Source organism: Pseudomonas sp. MEJ086 (assembly GCF_030209025.1).
GTDB classification, from domain to species: Bacteria; Pseudomonadota; Gammaproteobacteria; order Pseudomonadales; family Pseudomonadaceae; genus Aquipseudomonas; species Aquipseudomonas fulva_A.
Genome location: NZ_JARVSV010000024.1, coordinates 211044 through 223782, shown reverse-complemented (window position 1 = coordinate 223782; position 12739 = coordinate 211044). Strand labels below are relative to the sequence as shown.

Here is a 12739-nt window from a genome sequence, read left to right as displayed (position 1 = left end):
CACGTGTAGGAGCCAGCTTGCTGGCGAGCCGCGATCAAGAGCATCGCCGGCAAGCCGGCTCCTACAGCAGGCCGTCCTGCGCGCGGGGCGTGGTGGAAGGGTGAAGCGTCTTCCACCCTACGGATCGCGCCCCAGGTTTCGCGTCGCCAGCCCAGGCTACGGAGCACGTGTAGGAGCCAGCTTGCTGGCGAGCCGCGCTCAAGAGCATCGCCAGCAAGCTGGCTCCTACAGCAGGTCGTCCTGCGCGTGGGGCAGTGGTGCAAGGGTGAAGCGTCTTCTGCCCTGCGGGGCCTTGAGGTGGCTCTGTCGGCTGGGGTGACCGAGGCAGGCATGGGTTCACTGGGGCGCTCAAATACCTTCCGCCTACGCACAACGGACGTAACCGACGCCAGCCCCGGTAACCCGGGAAATGTTTGCAAGCGGAAATTATCGGCACAACTGTGCGCCGCCGACGGGGTCTCGTTTAGAATGGTTCGATCCCTTCGAGAATTCCATCCATGCCCCAGTCGGCCGAGCAGCAGTCGTTAGCTGAAGTACCTCTGACGGAGCTGGTCGCATGCCATGAATGCGATCTGCTCATGCGCAAGCCGCACATCGGAGATGGTGAGAGCGTCGAATGCCCGCGTTGTGGCTATGAGCTCTACAACCACCGTCACCAGGTGGTGCGCCGTAGCCTCGCTCTGGTACTCGCGGCGCTTCTGCTGTATGTCCCCGCAAACTTCTTGCCGATCATGCATCTGACCCTGTTGGGGCAAACCGCCAACGATACGGTGTGGAGCGGCGTGCTGGGCCTTTATAACAGCGGTATGCAGAGCATCGCCGTGGTGGTGTTCCTGTGCAGCATGGCAGTGCCCCTGCTCAAGCTGCTTTGCCAACTGCTGGTGTTGCTGAGCATCAGCCTGAAGATCGGTCGTGGTTACGGGCTGCTGCTTTACCGTATTTATCACCACATGCGCGAGTGGGGCATGCTCGAGGTCTACCTGATGGGCATTCTGGTTTCCATCGTCAAACTGGCCGATATCGCCGCCTTGTCGCTGGGCTTCGGCTTGTTCTGTTTCATTGCGCTGCTGTTGGTGCAGGTCTGGCTGGAGGTGACCATGTCGCCCCACCAGATCTGGGAAGCTCTGGCAGGGGAGGATATCAGTGCGCGCCATTGATGCCGGGTTGCTGATCTGCCACGAATGCCACCAGCTCAACCGTCACGAGCCCGAGCTGAAGCGCCAGTTCTGTTCGCGCTGTGGGGGGCGGGTTCATCCTCGCCAGCCCAATAGCCTGGTACGTACCTGGGCATTGCTGATCACGGCAGCCATTCTCTACATTCCCGCGAACCTGCTGCCGATCATGACGGTCAATTCCCTCGGCAAGGGGCAGCCGGACACCATCATGTCGGGTGTCATCACCCTCTTCGAACATGGCATGCTGCCGATTGCTGCGGTGGTCTTCATCGCCAGCATCCTGGTGCCGACCTTCAAGCTGGTCGGGATCGGCCTGCTGCTCTACTCGGTGCAGCGCCATCAGCCGATGTCGGCGCGCCAACGGATTTTGATGTACCGCTTCATCGAATGGATCGGGCGCTGGTCGATGCTGGATATCTTCGTCATTGCCATTTTGGTGGCGGTGGTCAGATTCGGCAGTCTGGCGAGCGTCGAGCCAGGGATGGGAGCGGTGGCTTTCGCCAGCGTGGTGATTCTGACCATGCTGGCAGCACTGACCTTCGACCCTCGATTGATTTGGGATAACACGGAATCGGATGACGACCATGAATGATCTGCCCACGGCCAGGACGCGTCCGGCCTCCAACTGGTCCGCGATATGGGTGCTGCCACTGATCGCCTTGCTGATTGGCGGCTGGCTGGGCTGGCGTGCCTACAGTGATGCAGGCATCGAGATCCAGGTGGTGTTCGCCAGCGGCGAGGGCATCGAGGCAGGCAAGACCGAGGTCGTCTACAAGGGCATGTCGATCGGCAAGGTATCGAGCCTGACCCTGGACCAGAGCGAGAAGCAGCGTGGGGTGATCGCCACGCTGGAGATGAGCAAGGACGTCGAGTACCAACTGCGTGCCGGCACGCGCTTCTGGCTGGTCAAGCCGAGTGTGAGCCTGGCCGGTATCACCGGTCTGGAAACGCTGGTCTCCGGCAACTACATCGCCGTCAGTCCTGGCAACGGTGAACCGACCTACGATTTCCAGGCGCTGCCGCAGGCGCCGCCGCTTTCGGATGAACAACCCGGCCTGCACCTGACCCTCAAGGCCGAGCGACTGGGTTCGCTGAACCGCGACAGCCCGGTGTTCTACAAGCAGATTCAGGTCGGGCGGGTGAAAAGCTACGAGCTCGCCAATGACCAGACCTCGGTCGATGTGAAGGTATTCATCGAGCCGGCCTATGCCGATCTCGTGCGCAAACATACGCGCTTCTGGAATGCCAGCGGCATCAGCGTCGATGCCAACTTCTCCGGCGTGAAGTTCCGCAGCGAGTCTCTGGCCAGCATCGTCGCGGGAGGCATCGCCTTCGCCACACCTGAGCACCGCAAGGACAGCCCGCCTACCGACCCGAGCAAACCCTTTCGCCTCTACGAGGACTTCGATGCCGCCCAGGCGGGTATCAAGGCCGTGGTCAAACTGACCGACTTCGAGGGGCTCCAGGCTGGGCGTACGCCAGTCATGTACAAGGGGATCCAGGCGGGCACGCTGAAAAACCTCAAGGTCGATCCGGATTTGAAAAGTGCCACCGCCGAACTGGCGATGGACCCTCTAGCCGAAGATTATCTGGTCGAGGGCAGCCAGTTCTGGGTGGTCAAGCCATCGATCTCCCTGGCTGGCATCACGGGGCTCGAGGCGCTGGTAAAGGGCAACTACATCGCCATTCGCCCCGGTGAGCTGGGCGGTGCGCCGCGTCGGGACTTCGTCGCCCGGGCCAAGGCCCCCCCACTGGATCTAGGTGCCGAAGGCCTGCACCTGGTGCTGTTCAGCGATACGCTCGGCTCGGTGGATGTGGGCAGCCCCATCCTTTACCGGCAGATGAAAGTGGGTACTGTGCAGAGCTTTCAGTTGGCCAGAGACAACAAGCAGGTGGTAGTTGGCGTGCACATCGAGCCGGAATATGCCGGGCTGGTAAACGTCACCACGCGCTTCTGGAACGTCAGCGGGATAACGCTCAAGGGCGGCTTGTCCGGTATCGAAGTGAAGAGCGAATCCCTGCAGACCCTCATGGCAGGCGGTATTTCGTTCGAGACCGATGACCTGAGCGCACCGGCCGATGCCAAGCGCGTGCAGCGCTTCAACCTGTACGCCGACCGCGATGCCGCGATGCAGCACGGTGATGCGCTGAGCATTCGCGTTGCACGGGGTGACGGCCTTTCACCTGGCACCGAGATCCGCTTCAAGGGGCTGCAGATCGGCAAGATCGAGCGTGTCGAGCTGACCGACGATCTGCAGGCAGTCATGCTGCATGGTCGGATCACCACGGCAGCCAAACAGGTGCTGCGGCCCGGCTCGCGCTTCTGGGTGGTCAAGCCTCAACTGAGCCTTGCCGGTGCCGCCAACCTCGACACGCTGATCGGTGGCCAGTACATCGACGTGCTGCCGTCGGCGCAGAGCAACGGTCGGCAGAGCGAGTTCGTCGCTCTGGAGCAGCCACCGGAGCAAGTCGCCGAAGAGCCAGGCCTGCGCCTGGTGCTGAGTGCCGCGCGACGCGGCTCGCTGAAGGCCGGAGCGCCGGTCACCTACCGGGAAATTCAGGTCGGCAAGGTAACGGGTTACGAATTGGGGGCCACGGCGGATCGGGTACTGATCGAGGTGCTCATTGAGCCGCGTTATGCCGGGTTGGTGAAAACCGGCAGCCGTTTCTGGAACAGCTCGGGTTTCGGTATCGATGTCGGCTTGTTCAAGGGCATGACGGTCCGCACCGAGTCCCTGGAAACCCTGGTTGCCGGCGGCGTTGCCTTTGCCACCCCGGAGGGTGACAGCAATACGGCCAGAGCCGGGCAGACGTTCGCATTGTTCGATGAGTCGCAGCCGGAGTGGCTGCAGTGGGCGCCGAAAATCGCCCTGCCCAAGTGACTTGCCCGTAAACGAAAAGGCCCGCGTGAAAACGCGGGCCTTTTACGTTGTACAGCGCTATCAGGCCGGCTCGGCCGCATCCTGCTCGCTGCTTGCCGGTGCTTCGGCTTGCTCGCGGCGTTTGATGTACTTCCAGTCGGCTTCGTCGATGTAGATGCCGTTCGGCCCGCTACCACCTTCCAGATCGATGGCCACGGTGGCCGAGACCTGAGGTTTAACCGAGGCCAGAATCGGCACGAAACCGAGTTGCAGGCTGGTCTCGATCAGCGCCTGCTGGTTGCGCTCGTCGATGTCCGCCGCCTCGTCGAGGTAGTAGGGCAGGCGTACGCGGCCAGCCTGATCGCGATCCATCAGGTGCAGCAGCAGGTACATGTTGGTCAGCGCCTTGATGGTCATCGTGGTGCCGTTGCTTGCTGCGCCATCGATGTCGGTGTGGATCACCGGCTGGCCGTGTACCTTGGTGATTTCGAAGGCCAGTTCGAAGAGATCCTTCAGGCCCAGCTGGTTGCCGTTGGCAGCGACCAGGCGCGACAGGTAGTCCTTGGCCTCTTCGTTCTTGGCATCCTGTTCGCTGGACTGGTTGAGGTCGAATACCGACAGGGTTTCGCCCTCTTCGTACTGACCGGCGCTGTGGATGATCTGATCGATATGCCGCAGGGCATCCTTGTTCGGCGCCAGGACGATGCGGAAGCTCTGCAGGTTGGAAACCTGACGCTTGTTGATCTCGCGGTTGAACAGTGCCAACTGGTGCTCGAGGTTGTCGTAGTCGCTGCGGATGTTGCGCAGCGTGCGGGCGATGTCGGTCACCGCGGCACGACGTGCCTTGGCCAGGGTCAGGGCTTCGTCCTGGCGGTGGGCGTAGGCGTTGACCAGCAGCTTCAGGCGGCGCTCCATGTCGTCTTCGCTGTCGAACTTGGCGACCCCCTTGAGGCGGACCTGGGCGTACAGCGCCTCGATCTGCCCGTCGATGCGCTGCAGACCCTGCCAGGTGTCCTGGTAGTCGTTGAGCAGCGGCAGCAGGTTGTCCAGTGAGTCGTCGACCGGCTCCATGTAGGGCGTGCCGAAGGGCAGGTCGGCGGGCAGCAATTGGCGACGGCGCAGGGCATCTTCCAGGGTGCGCTCCTTGGCCTCCAGATCGGCGATCTGCCGGCCGACCAGTTGCAGTTTGGCGGAGAGCTGCTGGACGCGCTCGGTGAAGGCATCACTGGCACGCTTGAGTTCGTCCTGAGCGCCTTCCAGCTGGGCGAGCTTTTCCAGCTTGCCGTCTTCTTCGGCGGTCAGTGTCTGGCTGCGACGGAAGTCTTCCAGCGCCTTCTGAGCGTCGAGTACGGCCTGGTACAGCTGCTCGGCCTGGGCCTTGCTGGCGGCACGGTCGGCTGCCACCGATTGCTGGGTCTTGAGCTGCTTGTACTCGCGGTCGAGGCGATCCTTCTGGTCACGCAGTGCGGCGCGATCGGCCAGGGCCTGCAGGGCAGGCGGCTCGATGTTCGAGAGGTCGATGTCCAGACCGGGCACCTGGAAGTGTTCGCCCTTGAAGCTGTCGAGAATCGCTTCCAGGGATTTGACCCACACATCGCCGTCGTCGAGCTGAATGCCTTTCTCGCCCAGTGGCAGGCTGAATAGCTGGCCGTTGAACAGGCGCATCAGGCGATCGACGTCGCCCTGGGAGAACTCTTCGCGCAGGCGCGAGTAACTGTTGTTGTCGGCGTGGTCGAGCTGCTGCTTGACCGACTTGAGACGTTTCTCCAGATCGCGCAGGCGTTCGTCCAGGTCTTCGCTGGAGAACTGGCGGGACTGCGCCAGGGCCCCGGCCAGTTCGTCGTGGGCATCCTTGGCGGCCAGCAACTGGGCTTCCAGTACCTTGACGTCGTCGACCAGGGCGAAGCGGTTCTTCAGCACCGCCAGCTCGCCGAGCCAGCGCTGGATCTCGCTGATCTCGCGCTCCATGCGCATCAGTTCCTGAGTGCCGCCGCGCTGATCGTTCTGCAGGCCATCCTGCTCGTTGCGGTAGTGCTCGGCCTGGATCACCAGCTCTTCCTTGCGGGCATCGGCATAGTCGTGCCAGGTGCCGAGCAGCGAGTCGAGCAGCGGCGACAGGCGATGCAGCTTGCCGCGTAGCTGTTCGCGCTGGGTCACGCCGGACGCCAGTGCCTCGATCAGCGGGCCGGCGGTGACCAGCGCCTGGTAGTCCTGCTCCATGCGGCGCACGTCGCGGAAGGCCTCTTCGGTGGCGGCGATGTAGTCGACGCTGCCGGAGCGCAGGCTGTGCTCGAAAGCGTCGAGGAACAGCTGCTTGAGCTTGGCAGCGGTGATTTCGCGCATGTGCAGCAGGTTGATGAACAACGCGCGGAAGGTCTTCAGGCTCTGCTCGCTGGTCGAGCGCAACGGAATTAGGGTCAGATCCAGCGGGATGCTGGTGTGCCCGCCGACCAGCAGTCGGCGCAGTTCGTCGGGCTTGAGCTCATAGGCGGTGATGCCGGCCTGGCCGAGGTTCTTGAACAGCTCGCGCTGACGCAGGCAGGTGCCACCCTGCTGGTAGTGATCCAGATCCAGTTCGCCCGCGTAGGCGAAGAACTGATGGCCGAAGCCGCCGCCGGGGCCACGCCCCGCCACACCGATCACGTGCGGACCATGGGGCAGGGCGACTTCGACGAGGATGTAGCTGGTGTCGGTGGCGAAGTAGAACTTGCGCGATTGCTCCAGGCTGTACTTGCCGAAGCTCATGTCCGACATGCGCGCCAGGATCGGGAACTGCAGGGCGTTGATCGACGCCGATTTGCCGAGGTTGTTGGCACCATAGACCGACAGCGGGTTTTCCAGCGGAAACAGGCCGAGGCTGTAGCCGGCGGTGTTCAGCAGAGCGAAGCGGCGGATGCCGTAGCGTTCCTGGGTCATGCGTCTTGCTCCTGTGCAGCGCGCTCTTCGGCCAGGGCGCGGGCCATGGCTTGTTCCTCGGTTTCTTCGACGGCATCGTCGAGGGTGATGATCGGGTCACCACTGTCATCGTCGATCAGCACCGGCGCCGGCAGCGACAGTTCCGAGCTGTGCAGGCTGGCTGCCAGATCACGGTCGTGCTGCACCGCCAGGCAGACGTCGAGGAAGCGATGCATCGGCGGCAGGAAGCGGTACACGCCGTTGCTGTCCTCGGCGAAACCGAGCTGGGTCAGGCGGCGAATGACCTTGTCTTCGAGCTCTTCATGGGTGGTCACTTCGGCCTGCAGGAACAGGTCGCGGTACTTGTCGAGCAGGGCCGGCAACTCGTCACGGCCGATGCTGCCGCCGTCGAGCACCGACAGCGGGTCGCGACCCTGATCGGCCAGGTGCTCGACCAGGATGAAGGTGAACAGCGCCAGGCGCTGGGCGGTCTTGTTGACCTGCGGCGCGGCCTGCTCCGGCACGAAGTAGTAGAAGCCGCGCGGGTCGCACACCAGCTCGAAGCCCAGGGCGCGGAACAGCGCGCGATACTGATCCTGCATGCTGGACAGCTGGGCGTAGCACTCGGGCTCGCTGCGCGAGATGTGGTAGCCCTTGAACAGGTCGCGGAACGCGGCTGCGAGCTGGGTCATTTCTTTCAAATCAATGTTCATGCGTCATGCTCACGGGCAGTCGTAGGGTGGACGGCGCTTTATCCGTCCACCGCATGGCAATCAATAAGGTGGACAAAAGACCGCGTTGGCCGCGCGCCCCGGTCCACCCTACGTAAAAATCAGGCACTTGGCCGGCCCACCAGGGCGAAGGACGCGAGGCTGATCTCGTGCTCGCGGGTCAGGTAGACCTGGCGCTCCAGGCGATCGCGCTGGAAGCGGCCTTCGCGCGACAGGCGCGAGAACCAGTAGAGCAGTTCGTCGGTGGCGCCCTCGGGCTCCTGTTCCAGCAGCCAGGTCATCAGGTCCGGCAGCGGCAGCGACTGCTCGCAGCGGTCGATCATTTCCCGTGCGGTTTTCGGTGCCCGTGGGCTGTCGCCCTTGCGCTTGCCGCTGGCCTTCGGGAAATGATTGGGCTTGGCCTCGAAGCGAGCCAGTGCATACACATAGGCCTCGACCTGGGACGCGCTGCCGAGGAAGTTGCTCTGCGGGCGGGTGAACATCGGCATCGCAGCCTGCGGCACCGCCTCGATGCCCTTCTTGCGGATCACCGACAGGGCCAGCGCCGCACCGCGGGTCACGGCGTTGTGCCGGCGTGCCTCTTCGCGCAGCGGCAGCAGCAGCTCGCGGGCCTTGCGCAGGGTCAACTGGGCGGTGGTCTGCATTTCCAGAATACGGGCATGGGTACGCAGCAGCAGGTCATCATCGACCAGTTGGCCGAGGCGCTGCTGTTCGCCGAGCAGCTTGAGCAGCACCTGCTCGACACGGCGCACACCCTGCTCGAAGGCGCCGTCGGCGGCGACCAACTGGATCATCGGCTCGACGTACTCGTCCCAGGTGGCCAGCACTTCGGCGTAGCGCTGGCGCAGGGGGATCTGCCGGTCGCTGGTCTTGGCCCGTTCGGCCACGCCCATCAGCGCCTGTTCATCGTTGCCCAGCTTCTTCAGAACGTCTCGCACGCGCATGTCGAGCAGGCGCAACTGGCGGGCCAGATCGTTGCCGTCGCGTATCTCGAAGGCGTCCTGGATGTAGCCGGCCAGGCGCTCGAGGTGGCGCAGGTAGGCTTCGATTTCCAGGCACAGGCCGAGGCGGTGCTCGCGGCGCAGGTAGGCTAGAAAGTCGTGAATCTGCGCGTTGAGCTCGAAACGGTTGGGGCTCTTGGCCACTGGTACCAGAATATCCAGACGGATCCACTGGTCGAGCAGGGCAGTGACGTCCACCGCGGTACTTTGCGGCGGCAACTGGGCGGTAAGCTGCTTGCGCAGCTCGACCAGGCTCAGGGTGCCGCTATCGAAGCTTTCACAGAGCGGTTCGAGCAGCGCCCAGTGCTCGGCTAGGGCGCGCAATACGCGTTTGGGGTCGATCATCGCGGGGCGGTCGCTCGATTTCGAAAAAACGCCAATTGTACGGGAAAGCGGCATGCCGCTGCATTGTCACGCGGTCGTCATCGCCGATGGGCATGCTCGGCGGCGAATAGCGCGTTGGACGCTGATCGGTTCGCGGCCTGAAATATCCGCAAATGGACAAAATATGCTCAGCGGCCTTTCGATCTGTGGCGGTTGTCGGCACAATTCGCGTCCGCTTTTTTCAGGAGGCTGGCGGGCTCCTGTTGGCCGACCTTTATTACGGACTGCGCAATGATCAAAACGCCGTACTACCTCATCGACAAACAGAAGCTGCTGGGCAACATGGAGAAGATCGCCTACGTGCGTGAACACTCCGGTGCCAAGGCGCTGCTGGCGCTCAAGTGCTTCGCCACCTGGTCGGTCTTCGACCTGATGCAGCAGTACATGGACGGCACCACATCAAGCTCGCTCTACGAGCTCAAGCTCGGTCGCCAGAAGTTCGCCGGCGAGACCCACGCCTACAGCGTGGCCTGGGCCGACGATGAGATCGAGGAGATGCTGGCCAACTGCGACAAGATCATCTTCAACTCCATCGGTCAGCTCGAGCGCTTCGCCGAACAGTCCGAAGGCAAGGTGCGTGGCCTGCGCGTGAACCCGCAGGTGAGCAGCTCGGATTATCTGCTGGCCGACCCGGCGCGCCCGTTCAGCCGCCTGGGCGAGTGGGATCCGGCGAAGATCGAAGCGGTGATCGATCGGATCTCCGGCTTCATGTTCCACAACAACTGCGAGAACGGCGACTTCGGCCTGTTCGACACGATGCTTTCGCACATCGAAGAGCGCTTCGGCCACCTGCTGCACAAGGTCGAGTGGGTCAGCCTCGGTGGCGGCATTCATTTCACCGGCGAAGGTTATGCACTGGACGCCTTCTGCGCGCGCCTCAAGGCGTTCTCCGAGAAGTATGGCGTGCAGGTCTATCTGGAACCAGGCGAAGCGGCCATCACCGGCAGCGCATCGCTGGAAGTCAGCGTGCTCGACACGCTCTACAACGGCAAGCACCTGGCCGTGGTCGACAGCTCCATCGAAGCGCACATGCTCGACCTGCTGATCTATCGCCTCAACGCCAAACTGGCGCCCAGCGAGGGTGAGCACACCTACATGGTGTGCGGTAAATCCTGCCTGGCCGGCGATATCTTCGGCGAGTACCAGTTCGCCAAGCCCCTGCAGATCGGCGATCGCCTGTCGTTCGTCGACGCGGCGGGTTACACCATGGTCAAGAAGAACTGGTTCAACGGCCTGAAGATGCCGGCCATCGTGGTGAAGCAGCTCGACGGCAGTGTCGAGGTGGTGCGCGAGTTCGGTTTCGACGACTACCTGTCGAGCCTTTCATAACAGCCGCAATGTGGGCGTAGGGGGGGCCGGGGCGCGTGGCCAACGCTCTTTTGGACACCGTGTTTGGTGGACGGATGAAGCGACGTCCACCCTACGAGTCACCTGTAGTGATACCGCGATGTGCGGGGTAGGGTGGGCTTCAGCCCACCGGATCGAATGGCTTTCAGCGCCGTACTCAGGCGTGAGTTGGCTTGTGATAGCGCAGTAACTTTCTCAACACATGCAGTATCTGGAGGTGAAACAATTGAAGAAGAACGTTCTTATCATTGGTGCAGGAGGTGTCGCCAAGGTGGTGGCCCACAAGTGCGCGCAGCACAACGACGAACTCGGTCGTATTGCCATCGCGTCACGGAACATCTCCAAATGCCAGGCCATCATCGACAGCGTGCATGCCAAGGGCAGCCTGAAACAGGCGGCCGAGATCAAGGCATTCGCGCTTGACGCATTGGACATCGAGGCGACCAAGACGCTGATCCGCGAGACCGAATCGCAGATCGTCATCAACGTCGGTTCCGCCTTCCTCAACATGTCGGTGCTGCGTGCCTGCATCGATACCGGCGTTGCCTATCTGGACACCGCCATTCACGAAGAACCGGGCAAGATCTGCGAAACTCCGCCCTGGTATGGCAACTACGAGTGGAAACACCTCGAGGAATGCCAGCAGAAGAACGTCACCGCCATTCTCGGCGTGGGCTTCGACCCGGGTGTGGTCAACGCCTATGCGGCACTGGCCCAGCAAGAGCATTTCGACAAGATCGAGTCGATCGACATCCTCGACGTCAATGCTGGCTCCCACGGCAAGTATTTCGCCACCAATTTTGACCCGGAAATCAATTTCCGCGAATTCACCGGACAGGTCTACAGCTGGCAGAACAGCCAGTGGACGACCAACACCATGTTCGAGGTCAAGCGTACCGATGACCTGCCCGTCGTCGGCGAGCAGAACCTGTACCTGACCGGTCACGATGAAGTGCACTCGATCTCCAAGAACCTGAACGTGCCCAACGTGCGTTTCTGGATGAGCTTCGGCGAGCACTACATCAACGTATTCACCGTACTGAAGAACCTTGGCCTGCTCTCCGAGCAACCGGTAACCACGGCAGAAGGCTTGCAAGTCGTGCCGCTGAAAGTGGTCAAGGCCGTGCTGCCAGATCCCGCCTCGCTGGCGCCGGGCTACACCGGCAAGACCTGCATCGGTGATCTGGTGAAAGGCACCAAGGATGGCAAGCCGCGCGAAGTGTTCATCTACAACGTGGCCGACCACGAAGAAGCCTATGCCGAGACCGACAGCCAGGGCATCTCCTACACCGCAGGTGTACCACCGGTGGCGGCAGCCCTGCTGGTTGCCCGTGGCGAGTGGGACGTGCAGCGCATGGTCAACGTCGAAGAGCTTCCAGCCCAGCCGTTCCTCAAGGCGCTGGACGTGATGGGCCTGCCGACGCGCATCAAGGATGAGCACGGCGACCGCCCGTGGGATCAGTCCCTGTAAGACGTGTTTGCACACTCGCTGCAAAAAAGGATCGCCTCGGCGGTCCTTTTTCATTTCCATGCGGGTGAGAACTCGCATGCCGGCGATGGTGGCCATGGCGCAACTACCGGCAAATCCCGACATCGCATCGCCCGCAAGCGGGCTCCTACGGGTGGCGAGATCACCGTGATCTGTAGGAGCCGGCTTGCCGGCGAATAGTGGCCATGGCGCAACTACCGGCAATGCCCGCCACCGCATCGCCCGCAAGCGGGCTCCTACGCGCAGCACGATCACCGTGATCTGTAGGAGCCGGCTTGCCGGCGAATGGTGGCGCAGATACCGGCAAAGCCCGCCATCGCATCGCCCGCAAGCGGGCTCCTACGCATAGCAAGATCACCGTGATCTGTAGGAGCCGGCTTGCCGGCGAATGGTGGCCATGGCGCGGATACTGGCAAAGGCCGCCACCGCATCGCCCGCAAGCGGGCTCCTACGCGCAGCACGATCACCTTGATCTGTAGGAGCCGGCTTGCCGGCGAATGGCGGCCATGGCGCAACTACCGGCAAAGGCCGCCATCGCATCGCCCGCAAGCGGGCTCCTACGGGTGGCACGATCACCGTGATCTGTAGGAGCCCGCTTGCCGGCGAATGGTGGCCATGGCGCAACTACCGGCAAAGTCCGCCATCGCATCGCCCGCAAGCGGGCTCCTACGAGTAGCAAGATCACCGTGATCTGTAGGAGCCGGCTTGCCGGCGAATGGTGGCCATGGCGCGGATACCGGCAATGCCCGCCATCGCATCGCCCGCAAGCGGGCTCCTACGCTTGGCACGATCACCGTGATCCTGTAGGAGCCGGCTTGCCGGCGAATGGTGGCCATGGCGCAGATAAAGGCAATGC

8 protein-coding genes are annotated in these 12739 nt (G+C 62.7%); 5 read left to right on the top strand and 3 right to left on the bottom strand.

All coding sequences use genetic code 11. The annotated features are described in order from the left end of the window. The first annotated feature begins 497 nt into the window (after positions 1-497). From QRN22_RS16140 to QRN22_RS16130, 3 genes are read left to right on the top strand one after another with little or no spacing between them, the layout of a single operon-like run. Entirely contained in the window at positions 498-1157 is a 660-nt protein-coding gene (locus QRN22_RS16140; protein WP_042556170.1) for a paraquat-inducible protein A, read from the top strand. Further along, positions 1144-1767, top strand: a complete 624-nt coding sequence (locus tag QRN22_RS16135) for a paraquat-inducible protein A (protein ID WP_042556171.1) — start codon at positions 1144-1146, stop codon at positions 1765-1767. Before QRN22_RS16140 ends, QRN22_RS16135 begins: the two co-directional genes overlap by 14 nt. Beyond that, entirely contained in the window at positions 1760-4057 is a 2298-nt protein-coding gene (locus tag QRN22_RS16130; protein WP_042556172.1) for a PqiB family protein, read from the top strand. Before QRN22_RS16135 ends, QRN22_RS16130 begins: the two co-directional genes overlap by 8 nt. Before the next feature lie 60 nt (positions 4058-4117). Here QRN22_RS16130 and mksF read toward each other — a convergent pair whose 3' ends face one another. The 3 genes from mksF to mksB all read right to left on the bottom strand — a co-directional run bounded on the left by mksF (position 4118) and on the right by mksB (position 9008). Beyond that, entirely contained in the window at positions 4118-6952 is a 2835-nt protein-coding gene (mksF, locus tag QRN22_RS16125; protein ID WP_042556173.1) for an Mks condensin complex protein MksF, read from the bottom strand. Further along, a complete protein-coding gene (gene mksE, locus QRN22_RS16120) occupies positions 6949-7644 on the bottom strand; it encodes an Mks condensin complex protein MksE (protein ID WP_042556174.1) in 696 nt (231 codons plus the stop codon). The genes mksF and mksE overlap by 4 nt, the downstream gene beginning before the upstream one ends. Before the next feature lie 119 nt (positions 7645-7763). Then, a complete protein-coding gene (gene mksB / locus QRN22_RS16115; RefSeq protein WP_042556175.1) occupies positions 7764-9008 on the bottom strand; it encodes an Mks condensin complex protein MksB in 1245 nt (414 codons plus the stop codon). 270 nt (positions 9009-9278) lie between these two features. Between mksB and QRN22_RS16110 the strand changes: the two genes are divergently transcribed. Both QRN22_RS16110 and QRN22_RS16105 read left to right on the top strand, forming a co-directional pair. Beyond that, entirely contained in the window at positions 9279-10376 is a 1098-nt protein-coding gene (locus QRN22_RS16110) for a carboxynorspermidine decarboxylase (protein ID WP_042556176.1), read from the top strand. A gap of 244 nt (positions 10377-10620) precedes the next feature. Then, positions 10621-11865: a saccharopine dehydrogenase family protein gene (locus tag QRN22_RS16105; RefSeq protein ID WP_042556274.1), complete on the top strand. Its 1245-nt coding sequence runs from the start codon at positions 10621-10623 to the stop codon at positions 11863-11865. Positions 11866-12739: the final 874 nt, after the last annotated feature.